At 67.6% G+C, this 17,325-nt stretch carries 16 protein-coding genes, 1 tRNA gene and 1 pseudogene; 13 read left to right on the forward strand and 5 right to left on the reverse strand.

Annotated features, from left to right (window positions below; translation table 11 throughout):
* The first annotated feature begins 90 nt into the window (after positions 1–90).
* From hpnC to hpnH, 8 genes and pseudogenes are all read left to right on the forward strand, one after another.
* Complete coding sequence (gene hpnC, locus ACZ5BU_RS29535) at positions 91–921, forward strand: squalene synthase HpnC (RefSeq protein ID WP_465703711.1); 831 nt, start codon at positions 91–93, stop codon at positions 919–921.
* Positions 918–1,811 (forward strand): squalene/phytoene synthase family protein, encoded by an 894-nt coding sequence (locus tag ACZ5BU_RS29540; protein ID WP_465703712.1) that lies wholly within the window; start codon positions 918–920, stop codon positions 1,809–1,811. Before hpnC ends, ACZ5BU_RS29540 begins: the two co-directional genes overlap by 4 nt.
* Complete coding sequence (gene hpnE, locus ACZ5BU_RS29545) at positions 1,808–3,148, forward strand: hydroxysqualene dehydroxylase HpnE (RefSeq protein WP_465703713.1); 1,341 nt, start codon at positions 1,808–1,810, stop codon at positions 3,146–3,148. The genes ACZ5BU_RS29540 and hpnE overlap by 4 nt, the downstream gene beginning before the upstream one ends.
* Complete coding sequence (locus ACZ5BU_RS29550) at positions 3,145–4,185, forward strand: polyprenyl synthetase family protein (RefSeq protein ID WP_465703714.1); 1,041 nt, start codon at positions 3,145–3,147, stop codon at positions 4,183–4,185. The genes hpnE and ACZ5BU_RS29550 overlap by 4 nt, the downstream gene beginning before the upstream one ends.
* The gene (shc, locus tag ACZ5BU_RS29555) at positions 4,182–6,095 is read left to right on the forward strand and encodes a squalene--hopene cyclase (RefSeq protein ID WP_465703715.1); all 1,914 of its coding nucleotides are present in this window, start codon (positions 4,182–4,184) and stop codon (positions 6,093–6,095) included. The genes ACZ5BU_RS29550 and shc overlap by 4 nt, the downstream gene beginning before the upstream one ends.
* Positions 6,092–6,445, forward strand: a pseudogene (locus tag ACZ5BU_RS29560) (phosphorylase family protein); the annotation flags it as partial. The gene shc and the pseudogene ACZ5BU_RS29560, both read left to right, overlap by 4 nt.
* Positions 6,446–6,484: 39 nt before the next feature.
* A complete protein-coding gene (gene ispH, locus ACZ5BU_RS29565; RefSeq protein ID WP_465704253.1) occupies positions 6,485–7,543 on the forward strand; it encodes a 4-hydroxy-3-methylbut-2-enyl diphosphate reductase in 1,059 nt (352 codons plus the stop codon).
* Between the two features lie 2 nt (positions 7,544–7,545).
* Positions 7,546–8,541 carry an adenosyl-hopene transferase HpnH gene (gene hpnH / locus ACZ5BU_RS29570; RefSeq protein WP_465704254.1) on the forward strand — a complete coding sequence of 332 codons (996 nt, stop codon included), beginning with the start codon at positions 7,546–7,548 and terminating at the stop codon, positions 8,539–8,541.
* Between the two features lie 250 nt (positions 8,542–8,791).
* Here the strand turns inward: hpnH and ACZ5BU_RS29575 are convergent, their stop codons facing one another.
* Complete coding sequence (locus ACZ5BU_RS29575; RefSeq protein ID WP_465704266.1) at positions 8,792–9,139, reverse strand: hypothetical protein; 348 nt, start codon at positions 9,137–9,139, stop codon at positions 8,792–8,794.
* On the opposite strand from ACZ5BU_RS29575, the gene ACZ5BU_RS29580 reads away from it, so the two are divergent.
* The 3 genes from ACZ5BU_RS29580 (at position 9,039) to ACZ5BU_RS29590 (ending at position 11,371) form a co-directional block, all read left to right on the forward strand.
* Complete coding sequence (locus tag ACZ5BU_RS29580) at positions 9,039–9,737, forward strand: NucA/NucB deoxyribonuclease domain-containing protein (RefSeq protein ID WP_465704255.1); 699 nt, start codon at positions 9,039–9,041, stop codon at positions 9,735–9,737. The two genes, ACZ5BU_RS29575 and ACZ5BU_RS29580, sit on opposite strands and share 101 nt — an antisense overlap.
* A 17-nt stretch (positions 9,738–9,754) precedes the next feature.
* Positions 9,755–10,711, forward strand: a complete 957-nt coding sequence (locus ACZ5BU_RS29585) for a GNAT family N-acetyltransferase (RefSeq protein WP_465703716.1) — start codon at positions 9,755–9,757, stop codon at positions 10,709–10,711.
* A gap of 366 nt (positions 10,712–11,077) precedes the next feature.
* Positions 11,078–11,371 carry a hypothetical protein gene (locus tag ACZ5BU_RS29590; protein ID WP_465703717.1) on the forward strand — a complete coding sequence of 98 codons (294 nt, stop codon included), beginning with the start codon at positions 11,078–11,080 and terminating at the stop codon, positions 11,369–11,371.
* Positions 11,372–12,448: 1,077 nt separating this feature from the next.
* Here the strand turns inward: ACZ5BU_RS29590 and ACZ5BU_RS29595 are convergent.
* Positions 12,449–12,661: a hypothetical protein gene (locus tag ACZ5BU_RS29595; RefSeq protein WP_465703718.1), complete on the reverse strand. Its 213-nt coding sequence runs from the start codon at positions 12,659–12,661 to the stop codon at positions 12,449–12,451.
* A 381-nt stretch (positions 12,662–13,042) separates the two neighbouring features.
* On the reverse strand, positions 13,043–14,050 hold the full coding sequence (locus ACZ5BU_RS29600; protein WP_465703719.1) for a helix-turn-helix domain-containing protein: 1,008 nt from the start codon (positions 14,048–14,050) through the stop codon (positions 13,043–13,045).
* A 415-nt stretch (positions 14,051–14,465) separates the two neighbouring features.
* Here ACZ5BU_RS29600 and ACZ5BU_RS29605 point away from each other — a divergent pair, with 415 nt between their 5' ends.
* Both ACZ5BU_RS29605 and ACZ5BU_RS29610 read left to right on the forward strand, forming a co-directional pair.
* On the forward strand, positions 14,466–15,308 hold the full coding sequence (locus ACZ5BU_RS29605) for an alpha/beta fold hydrolase (RefSeq protein WP_465703720.1): 843 nt from the start codon (positions 14,466–14,468) through the stop codon (positions 15,306–15,308).
* Between the two features lie 189 nt (positions 15,309–15,497).
* Entirely contained in the window at positions 15,498–16,049 is a 552-nt protein-coding gene (locus tag ACZ5BU_RS29610; protein WP_465703721.1) for a DUF302 domain-containing protein, read from the forward strand.
* Here ACZ5BU_RS29610 and ACZ5BU_RS29615 read toward each other — a convergent pair.
* Together ACZ5BU_RS29615 and ACZ5BU_RS29620 are read right to left on the reverse strand one after the other, a co-directional pair.
* Positions 15,995–16,969 carry a phage integrase central domain-containing protein gene (locus tag ACZ5BU_RS29615; RefSeq protein WP_465703722.1) on the reverse strand — a complete coding sequence of 325 codons (975 nt, stop codon included), beginning with the start codon at positions 16,967–16,969 and terminating at the stop codon, positions 15,995–15,997. The two genes, ACZ5BU_RS29610 and ACZ5BU_RS29615, sit on opposite strands and share 55 nt — an antisense overlap.
* A gap of 244 nt (positions 16,970–17,213) precedes the next feature.
* Positions 17,214–17,286: transfer RNA gene (locus ACZ5BU_RS29620), tRNA-Lys, on the reverse strand.
* Between the last annotated feature and the right edge of the window lie 39 nt (positions 17,287–17,325).

A 17,325-nucleotide genomic window follows, 5' to 3' on the forward strand; every position in this document is an offset into this window, starting at 1 on the left:
AGATAACTGTAACGCAGTGACAAATTCTGGCCGGGTGAATGTTCACCATCGGGGCAGAGTTGGCAGGAATCTGCTTCCGATCATGGAGAGGTGCATCCAGAAGGATTGCAGAGCGACCTCGGTAGCAGGGAAAAGGGCGAGAATTTCCCTGTCGCGTTGAAATTCCTTCCCGCCGCACGGCGCGAAGGCCTGCACGCCATCTATGCCTATGCCCGCACGGTCGACGAACTGGGCGACAGCCACCCAGGGGACCGGGTAGCGGCCCTGCATGCCCTCGCCGTCGACCTCGACCGGATCTGGACCGGGCGGCAACCGGAGCACCCCGTCCTGCGCCGGCTGCTCCCGATCGTCCGCGCCCACGACCTCCCGTCCGAGCCCTTCCACCGGCTGATCCAGGCGAACCTGCAGGACCAGACGGTCACGTCCTACCAAACCTTCGACGACGTTCGCGGCTACTGCCGGTTGTCCGCCGACCCGGTCGGCCGCATGGTGCTGGGTGTCTTCGACGTCAACGATCCGGAGACCGAGCGGCTGTCGGATCTTGTCTGTACGGCACTGCAGCTGGTCGAGCATTGGCAGGACGTCGCGGAGGACCGTCGGGCCGGGCGGATCTACCTTCCGCAGGAGGACCTGGCGACGTACGGCGTGCCTGAGAGCGATCTCGATCGCCCCAGCGCGTCGGGACCGCTGCGGCAACTGATCATTTTCGAGACCGAGCGGGCCGCGCGGATGCTCGAGGAAGGCGCTGCGATCGTACGGCGGTTGCGTGGGCCGGCGCGGGTTTCGGTGGCCGGTTTCGTGGCCGGCGGGCAGGCGACGGTCCGGGCGTTGCGCCGTACCGGCGGAGATGTGCTGGCCCACGAGGCGCGGCCGTCGAAAGCAGCCACGATCTGCCTGCTGGTCAAGGCGGTGGCGCGATGACCGCGATGACATCGTCGGTTGCGGAGGCGTACGCGGCCTGTCTGGACATCACCAGAGCGGAGGCGCGCAACTTCTACTACGGCATCCGGCTGCTCCCGCCCCCGAAACGCAACGCCCTGTCGGCGCTGTATGCGCTGGCTCGGCGGATCGACGACATCGGCGACGGCGACCTGCCGTTGGAGGACAAGCGGACCGCGCTGGCAGGCGTCCGCAAGGACCTCGGGCGGCTCGACGACCTCGACGAGCCGGTGTATGTCGCGGTGGCCGATGCCGCCCGCCGGTACCCGGTCCCGCTCGGGGCCTTCGAGGAGCTCGTCGCAGGTGTCGAGACCGACCTGTGCGACGTACGTATCGCCGACTTCGAGGAACTCGTCGTGTACTGCCGCCGGGTGGCAGGATCCGTCGGCCGTCTGTGCCTGTCGATCTTCGGTTCCAGCCCTGCCGGCACCGACGTCGAGACGCTCTCGCTGTACGCCGACCAGCTCGGTATCGCCCTGCAACAGACCAACATCCTGCGCGACATCCGGGAAGACTTCGGCAACGGCCGGATCTACCTGCCGGCCGACGAGTTGGAGCACTTCGGCGCCCGGATCGCGCTCGACGAGCACGGTGCGCTCGATGATCCGCAAGGCCGGTTGGCAGGGTATGTCCGGTACGCCGCCGGCCGGGCACAGGACTGGTACTCACTCGGGTGGCGGCTGCTGCCGTACCTGGACCGGCGCAGCGGTGCGTCCTGCCGAGCGATGTCGGGCATCTATCACCACCTGCTGCGCCGGATCGGTGCGAACCCGGTCCTCGTCTACGACCGGCGGTTGTCGTTGTCGGCGGGGGAGAAGGCCCAGGTGGCTCTCGCATCGCTGGCCGGAGCCCGGAAGTCGGTGCCGTCGTGAGGCGGGTCGCGGTGGTCGGCGGTGGTCTGGCGGGGATCAGTGCCGCGCTCGAGTTGGCCGATGCGGGTTGTGCAGTGGTCCTGTTGGAGGGGCGGTCCAAGCTGGGTGGGCTGACGCATTCGTTCCAGCGGCAGGGCCGGTGGATCGACAACGGCCAGCACGTGTTCCTCCGGTGTTGTACGTCGTACCTGCGACTGCTCGACCGTTTGGGCGTGCGGGACCAGGTACACCTGCAGCGCCGCCTCGACGTACCGGTACGAAGCGGTCGGTACAGCGGGCTCGGCCGGATCCGGCGCAACGGGTTGCCGGCGCCCCTGCACCTCGGGCCGGCGCTGGCGTCGTACCGCTGGCTGACCGTGGCGGAGCGGGTAGCGGCGATGCGCGCGGCGCTCGCGATGGGGCGGGTGCACCGGACCGCCGCGGAGGTGGACGCGCAGTCGTTCGGAGACTGGCTGGCGGCGCACGGTCAGACCGCGCGGGCCGTCGAAGCGTTGTGGGAGCTGATCGGGATCGCGACGCTCAACGCGCGGGCCGATGACGCGTCGCTCGCGGTAGCGGCGACAGTGTTCCAGCTCGGGTTGCTCGAACAGAAAGACGCCGCGGACATCGGCTGGTCGTTGGTGCCGTTGCAGCAGTTGCACGGCGACGCCGCCGCGCGGGCGTTGGCCGCCGCCGGTGCCGAGGTGCGGTTGCGGGCCCGGGCCCGGTCGCTGGGGGAAAGCGGTGGTCGATGGGTGATCGAGGGGGAGCGGTACGACGACGTGGTACTGGCGGTGCCGCCGACCGAGGCGGCGCGGCTGCTTCCGTACGGCGCGGTTGATCTGCCACCGGGATGGGCGGATGCGCTCGGCAGTTCGCCGATCGTCAACGCGCACGTGGTGTTCGACCGGGTGGTGCTGGACGAGCCGTTCGTCGCCGGCGTCGACAGCCCGCTGCAGTGGGTGTTCGATCGGACGACGCAGAGCCGTGGCGGCGGCGGTGCCGAACAGTACGTCGCAGTCTCGTTGTCGGCTGCCGACGAGCTCATCGACACCCCGGTCGCCGAGTTGCGAGACACGTTGGTGCCTGCCCTCCAGCAGCTGCTTCCCGCAGCTGCCGACGCGCGTGTGAAGGAGTTCTTCGTGACCCGAGAACGACATGCCACCTTCCGGCCGGCACCAGGATCCGGCCGGCTCCGTCCCGGCGCGACCACAGCGCGCACCGGTTTGCACCTCGCCGGTGCGTGGACCGCGACCGGCTGGCCCGCCACGATGGAAGGTGCCGTCCGCAGTGGTGTGGCGGCGGCGGCCTCGGTACTGAGCGCCTCGACGCTCCCGGTCGCGGACGTCGCGTCATGACCGCCGTCGAACCGATGCCTTCGGCAACCGAAGTGCCGGGTCTGCTGGCCCGCGGGCGGGACCTGATCGAGCCGTCGCTGCGCCAAGCGGTGAGTCGTCTCGACGAGCACACTCGGCTGGTCGCGTCGTACCACCTCGGATGGTGTGACGCGGACGGCCGGCCAGTGACCGGCAGCTCCGGCAAGGCGATCCGGCCGGCGCTGACATTGCTCGTCGCCGAGGCGATGTGTGGTACGCCTGACCTTGGCATACCAGCAGGTGTCGCGGTGGAGTTGGTGCACAACTTCTCGCTGATCCACGACGACCTGATGGATCGTGACGCCCAGCGCCGGCATCGCCCGACCGTGTGGGCGATCTGGGGCGACGCCACGGCAGTGCTGGCCGGGGATGCGATGGCGTGTCTGGCCGACGAGGTGTTGGTGGAGTGTGAGTCGCCGTACGCGGCACGGGCCGGGCATGCGCTGACGGTCGCGACGCGGGAGCTGATCCGCGGGCAGGTTCTCGACGTGGCATTCGAGCAACGCGACGACGTCGAGCTGGCCGAATGCGTGGACATGGCCGTTGGGAAGACCGGCTCGCTGCTCGGCGCGTCGGCCGAACTCGGAGCGATACTGGCCGGCGCCGACCCGCCGACCTGCGCGGCCTTCCGCAGCTACGGACGGGAGCTGGGGCTGGCGTTCCAGCTCGTCGACGATCTGCTCGGGATCTGGGGTGCGCCGGAGAAGACCGGCAAACCGGTGTTCTCGGATCTGCGGGCGCACAAGAAGACGTTGCCGGTCGTGTGGTCCTTGGAGTACGGCGGGACGTACGGGAAGGAACTGGCCGCGTGGCTCACGGAGCCCGGGGTTCCGTCCGATGACGACCTACGGCGGGCCGCCGTACTCGTGGAACGGGCCGGCGGGCGTGAGTGGGCCCTCGCGGAGGCCGGTGAGCGGGTGCGGCGGGCCGGGAGGGCCTTGTACATGGCGGGTGTCGACTCGGCCAACCGTGCGGAGTTCGATCAGCTGGCCCAGTTCGTCGCGGAGCGGCAGCTGTGACGGCAGAGCGCGTGGCCGGGGAAGTGCGGGCCGACGTACGCGTGCGGGAATGCCTGGACGCGGCGGTGGCGTACCTGCGGTCGTTGCAGCATGACGACGGGTGGTGGAAGGGCGACCTGGCGACGAACGTGACGATGGACGCCGAGGATCTGATGCTGCGGCACTTTCTCGGGGTGGCGACGGTGCAGACGGATGCGGAGACGGCGCGGTGGATCCGGTCGCAGCAGCGCGATGACGGGACCTGGGCGACGTTCCCCGGCGGGCCTGGTGACTTGTCGACGACGGTGGAGGCTTGGGTCGCGCTGCGGATGGCGGGTGACGATCCGGCGGCGCCGCACCTGGCGAAGGCGGCGGAGTTCGTCCGGTCGGCGGGCGGACTTGAGCAGGCGCGGGTGTTCACGCACATCTGGCTCGCGCTGTTCGGTCTCTGGGCGTGGGACGACTGTCCGGACCTTCCGCCGGAGTTGATCTTCCTGCCGGCCTGGGCACCGTTGAACGTCTACAACTGGGCCTGCTGGGCCCGCCAGACGATCGTGCCGCTGACCATTGTGAGTGCGCATCGCCCGATCCGGCCGGTCGGCTTCACGGTCGACGAGCTGCGTTCGGGTACGGCGGCGGAGGCGTCCGCGCCGCTGTGGAGACTCGACGGGGCCTTTCAGCGGCTGGACGTGGTCTTGAACGCCTACACGCGATGGGGTCCGCGGGGACCGCTCAAGGGCCTGCGTCGACTGGCGATGCGCCGGGCGACCGAATGGATCGTGGCGCGGCAGGAGGCCGACGGCGGTTGGGGTGGCATCCAGCCGCCGTGGGTGTACTCGCTGATCGCGCTCCAGCTGATGGGCTATCCCGTCGATCATCCGGTGCTGGCCGCGGGACTGCGCGGGCTCGAGGGATTCACGGTGCACGCGGAGACGGCTGATGGGCCTGTGCGCTGGCTGGAGGCGTGCCAGTCGCCGGTGTGGGACACCGGTCTGGCGGTGGCGGCGTTGCTCGACGCCGGCGTACCTGCGGACGACAAGACGGTGCTCAAGGCAACTGATTGGTTGCTGACGGAGCAGATCGACGCGCCGGGTGACTGGCAGGTCCGCAGGCCTGGGCTGGTCACCGGCGGGTGGGCGTTCGAGTTCGCGAACGACGGTTACCCCGACACCGACGACACGGCGGAGATCGTTCTTGCGCTCCGTCGGGTCGAGCACCCGGAGCCGGTGCGGCTGCGGAAGGCGCTCGACGATGCGGTCGCGTGGACGGCCGGGATGCAGTCGGCCGACGGGGGATGGGGTGCGTTCGACGCGGACAACACGGACACAACGCCGCTGAAGCTGCCGTTCTGCGACTTCGGCGCGGTGATCGACCCGCCGTCGGCCGATGTCACCGCGCACGTGGTGGAGATGCTGGCGGCGGAGGGGAAGGCCGACACGGACGAATGCCGGCGAGGCGTGCAGTGGCTGCTCGACGCGCAGGAGGACGACGGCTCGTGGTTCGGCCGGTGGGGAACGAACCACGTGTACGGCACGGGTGCCGTTATACCCGCGTTGATCGCGGTCGGGATGTCAGCGGACCATCCGGTCGTCCAGCGGGCTGTGCGATGGGTGGAGGAGCACCAGAACCCGGACGGCGGATGGGGCGAGGATCTGCGTTCGTACGTCGATCCGTCGTGGATCGGCCGGGGTGATTCCACGCCGTCGCAGACCGCGTGGGCGCTGCTTACCTTGCTGGCCGCCGAGGCCCGCAGTGAGGCTGTTCAGCGGGGTCTCGGCTACCTGGTCGAGACGCAGCGGGCGGACGGTGGTTGGGACGAACATCGCTACACCGGCACCGGTTTCCCCGGCGACTTCTACATCGGCTACCACCTGTACCGCTTGGTGTTCCCGATCTGGGCGTTGGGCCGCTACCTGAGGAGCACACGATGACAGGAGTGGTCTGCACACCGCTGTTCGCCGAGTGGCTCGCGCTCAGAGCAGTTGGGCCTGTTCACACTGGTCGCTCTCGTGGTGCCGCTCACGAAGGTCCGGTCCTCATCGCAGGAGTCGCCGGCGGTCTGGTCGAAGGGATCGCTCCCGGCGACCTCGTCGTGGCAACCGAGATCCGGGTGGGACGAAGTACGAAGCCAAGTCATGCCGCGGTGTTGATGGCAGGGAATCTCCGGCGGCAAGGCTGCACAGTTCATACCGGGCCGATCGTCACGACAGATCATGTCGTCGACTCACCCGCCGAGCGGGCTGCGTTGGCGGACGGTGGCGCTGTTGCCGTTGACACCGAATCGGGGCTGTTGGCGGGAGACGATGGCCGGAGCGTCGTGGTGCGGGCCGTTGTGGACTCGCCGGGGGAGCCCCTGTGGCGGATGGGGATGCCTTGGCGCGGAGTGCGTGCGTTGCGGGAGCTGCGGCGTACGGCGAGCGTGATCAACGCCTGGAGCGCGGCCACGGGCGAGCGGGAGGTGCTGCTGGCGGGCCCCCGGTCGTTCTGCGCCGGCGTGGAGCGGGCGATCGAGACGGTAGAGCGTGCCTTGGAGCGGTTCGGTGCGCCGGTGTACGTACGTCGCCAGATCGTCCACAACCGTCATGTGGTCGACGACCTGGAGCGTCGCGGTGCTGTGTTCGTCGAGGAGGTCGAGGCGGTCCCGGAGGGCAGTGTGCTGGTGCTAGCGGCGCACGGCGTCGCACCCGAGGTCCGCGCACAGGCTGCCGAGCGTCACTTCCGCGTCGTCGACGCCACCTGCCCACTGGTCGCGAAGGTCCACCAGGAGGTACGACGGTACGCCGGACGCGACAACACCGTCGTACTCATCGGGCATGCGGACCACGAGGAGGTAATCGGCACCACAGGTGAGGCACCCGGCCACGTGATCGTCGTCTCCAGCCCCGCCGAGGCCGAAGCGATCCATGTGCCCGACCCGGCGAGGGTCGCCTACGCGATGCAGACCACCCTCGCCGTCGAGGAAGCATTGGAAACCGCAGCCGTTCTCCGGCGTCGCTTCCCGGCACTCAAAGGCCCACGTACCGATGACATCTGCTACGCGACCAGCAACCGTCAGGCAGCCGTTCGTGCGATCGCCGGGCAGTCCGATCTCGTCATCGTCCTCGGTTCCCAGAACTCGTCCAACTCCCGGCGGCTCGCTGAGGTTGCCGAGAACGCCGGCGCCCCCGCCGTCCTCATCGACGACGCGGGTGAGCTCCCATTGGACCGCCTGGCCGGCGCCGCCAGGATCGGCATCACCGCCGGCGCCTCCGCCCCACCCACGCTCGTCGACGAACTCGTCGACTGCCTGTCCGGCCTGGGGCCGATCACGGTGACGGAGACCGGCGATCTGACCGAGGACGTCTTGTTCTCGTTACCGAAAGAGGTGAGTCAGTCGTGAGCATGCCGCTTCGGCAGTCCATCCGCCTGGGTGGATACCTCATGAAGCAGAAGCTCCGCCGCCGGGAGAAGTTCCCGATCCTGCTCGAACTCGAGCCGCTGTACGCGTGCAACCTGAAGTGCGCGGGCTGCGGCAAGATCCAGCAGACCCACGACTGGCTGAAGCAGCGGATGCCCGTCGAACAGGCGATCGCGGCCGTCGAGGAGTGCGGCGCCCCGATGGTCTCGATCGCGGGCGGCGAACCGCTGATGCACAAGGAGATCGACGAGATCGTCCGGCAACTGCTGGCGCGCAACAAGATCGTGTTCCTGTGCACGAACGCCGTGCTCCTGCCGAAGCACCTGCACAAGTTCACACCGCACAAGAACTTCGCCTGGATGGTGCACATCGACGGGCTGCGCGAGCGGCACGACCGGTCGGTGTGCAAGGACGGTGTGTTCGACCAGGCCGTCGACGCGGTCAAGCAGGCACAGGCCGCCGGCTTCCGCGTGATGACCAACACGACGTTCTTCGACACCGACAGCCCCCAGGACGTCATCGACGTCCTCGACTACCTCAACGACGACCTGCACGTGGACAACATGCAGATCTCCCCGGGGTTCGCGTACGAGAAGGCTCCCGACCAGGAGCATTGGCTGGGCCCGGACGAGACCCGGCAGTTGTTCCGGAAGGCCTTCGGCGACGGGCGGCGGAAGAAGTGGCGGCTGAACCACTCGCCGCTGTTCCTCGACTTCCTGGAAGGAAAGATCGACTTCGACTGTACTGCGTGGGCGATCCCGCTGTACTCGCTGAAGGGCTGGCAGCGACCCTGCTACCTGATGGACGACGGGTACGTCTCCACCTATCAGGAGCTCCTCGACGACACCGACTGGTCCAGGTACGGCCGCGGCAGGGACCCGCGCTGCGCCAACTGCATGGCTCACTGCGGCTACGAACCAACCGCGGTAGTCGCGACCCTGGGCTCCCTACGAGAGTCGATCCGCGCAGCGATCGGCTAGCTGTGATGTCCAGGCAGGTTGTGCGATCGGGCACAGGGTTTTGTAGATAGGCGAGCGGGCCGACTGCGAGAGCGCCGAGGCGCAGCCCTCGTCTTCTGGCAGTCCGCGGGGGTTGGTCGAACATTCCGGCCTCCAATAGTTGAAATGCGGATGCATGCGCGGGTTCTCCACGTGAACAGGCGGCACTGAATTCACGTTTGGTTCTCATGCTCGCGGCAGCGGGCTTGCTAGGTGCGGCGGCGGTGCAGAGCTACGCCGCACCATCAGCACCTTCACAAGCATCTTCGCCGACGCCATCAGCGTCGCCGTCAGTCCAGCCGGGCGCCGCGAAACCGGGCCCTGAGGCAGATGGCTCCAGGATCGTGCCGTCGGCGGCCGCGCCGCCTGCGACGTCGCGAACCGTGGCCGATTGCCAGGCGCTCGCCGCGAAGGTGCAGGCCGGCCAAGTCAAGAGCCCGCCGAAGAACTGCATTGCGATCGAGCCGATACTGGCGCCGATGGTCGATTGGCCGACGAACTGCTCCGCGACCGTCTCGAACACCACGCCCTGGATCGCGCTCGACCGCCGCAACGGCTGCAACCACACCGCCTTCTTCATCGTCGTGATCAACCTGGCCAACGGCGAAGTACTCGGCCGATCGGCAAACCTGCCACGCCCACCGGGCAAGCAGTGTGACGAGTACCCCTTCCGCAGCACCTATGAGGGCGCTTACACCAGCGGTGACGCTACCCCGCGCAGCTGGGACGGTTGCGAGATGCCCGACCCGCCACGCACCGGACCCACCGGCTTCAGCCGCCGCTTCATCGACGAAACGCAGAACCAGTCGGCGGGCGGTTACCTCAGCGGGTTGTACCTCCAGCAGCGAATGCCCAGCGGCGACCCGTTCCCGGGTAGCGTTCTCGTGATGACTACGCCACAGACTTACCAAATCGAGGTCTCGTACCATCAGTTCCTCCTGGCTCCGTTCGGTGGCGAGAACCCCGTCATGGACTCCAGCGGCCCCAGTCGAACTCGACTATCTGGCGGACGTGAACGCGCCGTTCGAGCTCACCGGGGCGCAGACCGCCGGACTCGTCCCCAGGGCTGTGCCCAAGGTCTACGAGGCCGCGGCCCACGGCCTGTACGCCACCACGCCGACCAGCTCAACGCCGGCCTGCTTGAGTTCATCGAGGGGCCGACGCGCCCGAAGCACTGACCCGAAAGGCTCCACAGATGTCCCGTGAGATGTCGTTCCACCCCATAACCGAGTCCGATCAGGACCGCGCCCTGTCCATCCCGGTCACCGAGCCGGTCTGGTGGCTGGCCGCCGACGCCTGGCGTGCCGAGGCGGCCCAGCGCCAGTACCGTCCGGAATGGACCTGGATCGCCGAGGACGGCGGCCGGATCCTCGCCCGCGCCGTGTGGTGGGGCCAAACCGACAGCGAGCACCCTCTGGCGCTGGACTGCCTGGTCACCGACGACTGCGTCACCGACCGCGCCGGCGTCGCCGCCGAGCTGCTCACCGCCGCGCACAAGGCGTTCCTGGACGCCGGCGCGCAGCGGCCGCCGTTGTACAACATCATGAAGCTGCCCGGCGGCTGGCGGGACGACCCCGCGATGGCTGCCGCGGTGGCCTGGCGGCAGGACGCGGCCCACCGCGCCGGGCTCACCGCCGAGGTCGAGCGGCTTCAATACGAGTGGGCCCCCGACGCGGGCATCCCGGAGCCGGGCGGGCGGCTGGTGTTCTCCCCCGAGCCGGACGACGAGGTGTTCCTGCAGGCGCTGCTGCGGGTGGCCGAGGGCAGCCTGGACGCCCACACCCGCGAGAACGAGGCGGCCCATGGCGCGGAGGCCACCGCCCGCGAGGCGTTGGAGTTCTACCTGGACCGGCCCGGCAAACGGGAGTGGTGGCGGCTTGCCCACACCCCCGACGGCGCGCTGGCCGGGCTGGCCATCCCCTCGGCGACCTCGTACAACCGCAATGTCGGCTACCTCGGCGTCGTGCCTGAGTTGCGCGGCCAGGGCCTGGTCGCGGAGATCCTGGCGGAGATCACCCGGTTCCACGCCGCCGAGGGCGCGGACCGGATCACCGCCACCACCGACCTGGGCAACCGCCCGATGGCTGCCGCGTTCGACCGCGCCGGCTATCGCAACACCGAAGTCCGGGTGATCCTGTCCGCCCCCGCGTGACACCTCGACAAAACGCGCCCGCGACCTTCCGCCGCCCCCGGGAGGATCTTGATCGTCCGAGAACCCGTGGTGATCGACCGGTCCAAACCAGACCCGAACACATCGCTCGACGTGGGGCAGTCGTCTGACTCGGCCCGAAAGACTCCGGATGGCTGAACGCCATTCACCGCGCCGGCATCGCCGGGCACCTCGGCAAACGCACGCTCGTCGGAATAGCGGATGTTTCGAAGCGCTGTCGCTGCGCGCCCGCTGATGGACGGCGGGCGCGTCGAGTTCACCTACGAGGCGGCCCAGCAGGACAGCTTCCGCTTCGGAACAACTCGCGTGCGCAGACTTTGACACCCGATCCAAGATCAGATTTGACAAGTGCAGAGAAACTTCCTGCTGCGCAAGGTCGCCTTCGGCGACTGCCACCGTCCCTACGGCACGCCCTGTGTCCACGAGCACGCCTGCAGCCGGTGCAGGTTTCTGCGCGTCGACCCCTCCCAACTGCACCGCATCGAGGAGATGACCTCCAATGCCGAAGCACGCTTAGCCGAGGCCCAAGACAGGGTCTGGCTCGGTGAGGTCGCCGCCTTGGAGGAGTCGCTGAAGCATCTGCGTCAGCGTCGTGCCGAGGCAGAGAGTCAGCTGGCCGTCGCTGAAACCCGGGTTCGTTGACAACTCTCAGCTGGCATCCACGAGCACATCCTCGCGGTCTGCGACCAGGAAGACATTCCCGAGTTCGCGGTGTGGGGCTTCTCGCCCCAATGGCTTGGGCGGCTACGAGGTCGAGCGGCGCGATGCGGCGACCGGGCAGCATGACACGACCGCCGCGGCCGACCACATCACGATCGTCACCGAAGTCCTGACCTGGATCCGACAACGCTGACCAGTTCCGAAACACGCCCTAGTCGGCGCCGAGACGGTCGGATGTTTCCTACCCGCAAGGACGTGGGGCGACCGTGGTCTTGGCCGGGTTGTTCGGCTCCAGTCGACGAGCACCCGACCCTCGCACTTCGCCGTGGTCATCACCGCCATTGACGTCTTTGGTGCCACGGCGGCCAATCGCTGGGCGAGCGCCTTGGCGTACTCCGCCGCTGGAGGTACCGGGCGAGACGCTGCGACTGGTCTCGCCAAACGGTTCGCCCAGCCCAACGATGACGCGCACGCCACGGTCTCGCGTCAGGGGTGGGAGCTTCCACGGGCAACCTTGGCGGCGGCGGGCTAGGTCAAGGCCCAATTGATCGCGGCGACCCGCTCGGCCCGCCACCGAGGGACGCCGATCCGCATCAACTGGATGAGCGCTCCCTTCATCGCGCACTCGTGCGATCGCCGGTGCGGCCATGTGGGTTGAGTCCGAAGAGGACGAGGGTGAGCCAGCGGGTGCGTGTCGTCGGCGGACAGTCGTTGGGTACGGAAGAAAAGAGCAGGTAGATGTCCGCGACGCTGATGTCCGGGCGGAGATCGCCGTCGGACTGGGCAGTGCGGATGAGGTCGGTCGGCTTCGACAGGGCGACCTGGACCGGCCCGGCCAGGTCAGCCGGGGTGGTGCTTCAGCGCGTGGTCTGGCCGGTGTCACGGTCTTGCTAGTTCTCGCGCCGGCGCAACGGCGGCCAGGCCACGATGATCGCTCGCCGTACCCTGAGCCAGGTGCCACGATGTGGGCAGAACCGGTGGACCGGCAACCAGTGCCTATTCGAACTGTGCGATATTCCCGTCCTCCTTGGGCGATCTAGATCCCGGCGCGGGCCTGGCTCATCCGCCGGGCTGTTCCGTCTCTAGCAGGTAGGCGCCAGCTTCTTGCCGCGTCGCGAACGCCTCGCGTGGCTGTTGATCGGCGCTGACGCCGAAGCGTAGGACTCTCCAGACGTTCCGCTCTTTACGGACAACGCCGAGCGCGGGCGCACCCATCGAGTTCTCAGCGACCAGATAGGCGTCGAGGAAACTCGGGCGGGGAACGTTCGTCATAGCGGCTCTCTCCTTGTCGTGTGATCCACCAAATCAGGCCGTCTTCCGGCGCAGACGCCGACGTGTTCCCTGCCACCGCGGCATCGGTCGCTGGACCAGCTCATGCCTACTGGGCTGCTGGGGTCGCGTGGGATCGACTCGAGCCTTGAACTGCCGGAGCTTCGCCTTAACGTCGGCAGCCTGCTCCTGGCTGATGATGCCGCCGGTGGCACCGGTAGAGCGCTGCGCCAACCGGTTACGGAGCATCGATCCTCTGACGATCAGAACTCCATCTACAACGCGCCCAGCTTCGGGTAGATCGCTCTGTCCGCGGCGCAGGCGATCAGCGGGATACCGGCTCGGAACAGATCGGGACCGCCGTGCTGCCGTTCGTGCGCTGCTTCAGTTGACGATCCTCGCCGACGTCGCTGGAGTGGGGTCGCTCGCCAGAGCAGGTTGCGCCTTGGTCGCGCTTTGACGCCACTGCCGTGGTGAGAGTCCGTACTCAGCGCGAAAGAGGCGCCCGAAGCTCGATGGGTCGCGAAATCCCCAGCGTTGGGCCACGGAGGCGATGGTGACGTGCTGTGACAGGCCACTGCCGAGGTCGTCTCGGCAGGCCTTCAAGCGGCGGCTGCGGATCCAGTCGCCGAGCGAGATGCCGCCCGCGGCGAGCACGTTGTACAGCTGACGGCGGGAGATGTGGAGTTCGGCTGCGATTCGAGCGGCGTTGAGGCTCGGATCACCCAGGTGCTCACGCACGTACTCCAAGATCCGCAGCTGCAACGTGGTCTCCAATGATGCCTTGGTCGCCGCCGAGGTGACGTCGAGATGCGTGCTGATCACTGCCCGGATGAGTTCCATGGACGACTGGCTGACCGCGTCGGCCCCGGCGTCGGCGAAGCCTCCCGGCCGACCGGCGAGGTGCCGGAAGTAGCCTGCGGCCAGGCCTGCAACCGGATGCCCGGGACTGAGCCGCGTCGCCGTCACCTGCCGCACGAGATCCCTCGGTAGGCCCAGCCTCTCCAACGGCATGCGGAACTGGTGTTGTCGGTAACCCTCGGAGTCGATCAGTGTGTATGGAGATGTCGAGCTGTACACCACAAGGTCCCCGGGGCGCACAACGGCTTCGCGGCCATCTTGAACGACGAGGCTGGACCCGCTGATTTGCAGACCGAGCATCAGGCTGGGTGCCAGATCGTCGCGCGCCAGGATCGGGGTGCGCTCAACCTTGGCGACATTGGATCGGATCGAGGAGATCCGCAGCCCACCAAGGTCGGCCAGCCTCCCTCGTACGACAGGGCCCGGCTCCGGGAAATCCAGCTCCACCGGAATGATCCTGGCGGCCACTGCATGCATGGCCTCGGCCCGCATGCCGGCCGCAATCGTGCGCGAGTCAACAATCTGGAACACGGCGTAGTCCTCCGTACTCTCACGGGCCGCGGGCTCAGGGGCGTGCGGCCCGGGCGCGACAGGCGGCGCCGGCTCGCTCAGAATACTCCCGGGCCCTGCGCGCTCGAAGAGATCGATCACTGGAGTGCCTACCGCGCAGCGGTCTGACCGTAAGTCGACCATTCGTGCACAGGTATCTGCACGGTGTGCAGGATAACGCGCGCAACGGCGCCAGTGGCTGTGTGCCGGACCCTACCGTCGATTCCGACACCACCGACGGTGTCCTCGACGGGCGGGCCCACACGCCCCCTCCGGACGCACGCCGAGCTGTTCACGGCGCGCTGCCGAAGCTCCCTCTCCGAGCTCGGTGCCGCCGCTGAAACCCCCGCCCAGCGAGCCCGCCGAGCGGACAACGAACCCCTGCAAAGGACCTGCCATGCGTACATCGAAGAAGGCACTGCCCCTGGCCGTCGCGGCGCTCACCGCCGGCGTGCTCGCGCTGGGCGTCGGTAGCGCCAGCGCCAGCAGCGCGCAAACCACGCAGAGCGACGCGTCGCCCAAACCGACGATCGTGCTCGTGCACGGCGCGTGGGCCGACGGCTCGAGCTGGTCTGCCGTCACCTCGAAGCTGCAGAGCGCCGGGTACACCGTCGATGTCGAGGCAAATCCGTTGCGCGGCCTCGCAACCGATGCGCAGTACCTGCGTGATCTGCTGGCGACCATCTCTGGCCCGGTTGTGCTCGTCGGGCACTCCTACGGCGGCATGGTGACTACCAGCGCTGCCACCGGCAACCCCAACGTCAAGGCCCTCGTCTACGTGGATGCCTTCATCCCCGACCAAGGCGACAGCGTGGGCTCGCTCGCCGCCGCGGTGCCCGGCTCCGAACTGGACCCGAACAGCTCGATCGTCACGGTGCCGATCCACGACGCCGGCGGAAGCGTCGTCAACGCCGACGTCTACATCAAGCCGAATCAGTTCGCGGGCCTCTTCGCCGGTGGTATCCCTGCCAAGCAGGCCGCCGGTCTGGCCGCCACGCAGCGGCCGCTGACCGCCAGCACGCTCAGTGAGACCCTCGCTGGTGTTCCGGCGTGGAAGACCATCCCGTCCTGGGACCTCATCGGTACGGCGGACAAAGTGATCCCAGCGGCGGGGCAACAAATCATGGCGCAGCGCGCCGGTGCGCACATCACCAAGGTCGACGCGCCGCACCTGTCGATGATCTCCGACCCGGACGCAGTCACCGGCGTGATCGTCGCCGCGGCCCGTGCCACCTGCTGACCGACCAAGCGAATCGTCACTGGTGTCCTGACACATCGAGTGTCACCGATGTGTCAGGACGTCACACCGAGCATGTCCGGCGGGCGGGTCGCCACGGTGCCGTCGGCGATCGGCACCGTGGCCGCTTTCACCGGTTCCCCCGGCCTTGATCGAGCAACAGCCATGACCCATCGAAGGACCGTAAACGCCATGACCGCCAGCGATTCCCGCTCCATCCAGAGTTTCCCGCACGAGGTGCTCCGCCTGGCCATCCCCGTCACGACAACCTTCTCGGAATTCCGAGACAGCTACGAACGCGCGGTACCGGCGCTACATGCAGACCGATACGAGCAGTTCAAAAAAGAACAGACCAGTTGGGACCTCGTCCGGCAGGCCACTGAGGAAAACGCCCCGCACAGCTTCATCAGGTACTGGGGCACCGACGTCGGCTCCCTGATGGAATTGGCCGCCGAATCACGCCCGTGTGTGCAATACCTGATGGGCAACCACGTCTTCGCCCAGCGCATGTTCCAGCACGACCCCTCGGTGATGCTCTATGCGCCGTTGCGCACCGCGATCTACGTGGATCACGACGATCGCACGTGGTTCACGATCGACCAGCCCAGCAACCTATTCGCCAGCTTCAACGACCCACGCATCGCGCAAGTAGGGCGAGAACTCGACACCGAACTGGCCGACCTCCTCGATCACCTCGGCCTACCGGTGCCGGCCGAACTGACCACTGACGCCTCCCACAACTGACGATCCGCGAGTAATCCGGAACCACCCTGCGCGGGAGCAGTGTCAGCACGCCGGCGTCGTACGCGGCACGGGTCGCCTCGATCAGCCGGCTGCATCCCGCAGAGTCGACACGGGTCGTACGCCGGACGCGTCGCCGCGGTACTGGTGCAGCGATCATCGGCGCACAGTTCGGATAGCGTGTCAGCTTCAAAAGATCGATTGCACCTGACGTAAGCTCTGTTATCGGCGTGTAATTCACGGGCGCCGGTGCTGAGCATGAAGGTGGTCAGGTCGGGGAGGTCGGCTTCGACGGCGCGTTCGTCGGTGGCGAGGCTGGTGCGGAGAAGTCGGATTTCGTCTGCGGTGAGTGCGCGGGGTGGGTTCTTGGTGGGGGCTTCGATGGTGTCGATTTCGCGGACGGGGTTGACGGTGATGGCGCCGTAGCGGACGGCGAGTTTCATGGCGCCGGAGATGACGGCGCGGGAGGTCTTGGCGGTGGATACGCCGGCGGTGGTTTTGATCTTGGTGAGGACCGTGTCGATGCGTGGGGTGGTGGCCTCGCCGATGCGGAGTTCGCCGAGGGCGGGCCGGATGTGGTTCTTGAGGACGCGCCGGTAGGTGTCGAGGGAGGTAGGCGACCTCTTGCCGTCGGCGATGAGGGCCTCGAAGCGTTTCTCCCAGAGGTCGAGGAGATGGTCGACCTTGTGTAATGCAATGAGCTCACCGGACTGGTTGGTCCTCGCTCGATCCTGGAGCTTCTGGAGTAGCTTGCGCTCGGCCGCGGTCTTTGTATTGCCGAACGCGGTCACGTCTCGAAGATGGCCGTCGTGGTCGCGGAAGTTGGCCTTCGAGAGGTAGCTGACAGGTTTCCCCTTCGCGTTGGTCGCGACGCGCGTGGAGATGCTTCCCCAGGTTCCGATAGGCAGTGGTGCCCTCGCCATGTCAAGCCTCCAACCGGGTTGTGGTTGGCAGCTCAACGCTGGGCGGGCCCGCAAATCCGAGACGTCGGCAGCGACGCGAAACGATGTGATGTGACGCACAGGAACGATCACGTTGGAAAGCTGCGGGTCCGTGCGCGGAGGAGCCTGACAGATCAGCCTGCGGCAGGATCCCGGCAAAGAGGGACGTAAAGGGGACGCAGCAGACATGAAGAAACCCAGGACACTCGCGCGACCTGGGCTTTTGTGCGCCGCCAGGGACTCGAACCCCGAACCCGCTGATTAAGAGTCAGCTGCTCTGCCAATTGAGCTAGCGGCGCCGGTCTTGCTTTCGAACGAAGAGGATCGTAGCAGGGGGA

Source organism: Kribbella sp. NPDC031520 (assembly GCF_055580825.1).

What these genes read in the sequence shown, in the direction of transcription:
- ACZ5BU_RS29540 (WP_465703712.1), top strand. Translation starts at nt 918, where the DNA reads ATGACCGCGATGACATCGTCGGTTGCGGAGGCGTACGCGGCCTGTCTG.
- ACZ5BU_RS29550 (WP_465703714.1), top strand. Translation starts at nt 3,145, where the DNA reads ATGACCGCCGTCGAACCGATGCCTTCGGCAACCGAAGTGCCGGGTCTG.
- hpnH (WP_465704254.1), top strand. Translation starts at nt 7,546, where the DNA reads ATGCCGCTTCGGCAGTCCATCCGCCTGGGTGGATACCTCATGAAGCAG.
- ACZ5BU_RS29580 (WP_465704255.1), top strand. Translation starts at nt 9,039, where the DNA reads ATGGTCGATTGGCCGACGAACTGCTCCGCGACCGTCTCGAACACCACG.
- ACZ5BU_RS29575 (WP_465704266.1), bottom strand. Translation starts at nt 9,139, where the DNA reads ATGAAGAAGGCGGTGTGGTTGCAGCCGTTGCGGCGGTCGAGCGCGATC.
- ACZ5BU_RS29585 (WP_465703716.1), top strand. Translation starts at nt 9,755, where the DNA reads ATGTCCCGTGAGATGTCGTTCCACCCCATAACCGAGTCCGATCAGGAC.
- ACZ5BU_RS29595 (WP_465703718.1), bottom strand. Translation starts at nt 12,661, where the DNA reads ATGACGAACGTTCCCCGCCCGAGTTTCCTCGACGCCTATCTGGTCGCT.
- ACZ5BU_RS29605 (WP_465703720.1), top strand. Translation starts at nt 14,466, where the DNA reads ATGCGTACATCGAAGAAGGCACTGCCCCTGGCCGTCGCGGCGCTCACC.
- ACZ5BU_RS29610 (WP_465703721.1), top strand. Translation starts at nt 15,498, where the DNA reads ATGACCGCCAGCGATTCCCGCTCCATCCAGAGTTTCCCGCACGAGGTG.
- ACZ5BU_RS29615 (WP_465703722.1), bottom strand. Translation starts at nt 16,969, where the DNA reads ATGGCGAGGGCACCACTGCCTATCGGAACCTGGGGAAGCATCTCCACG.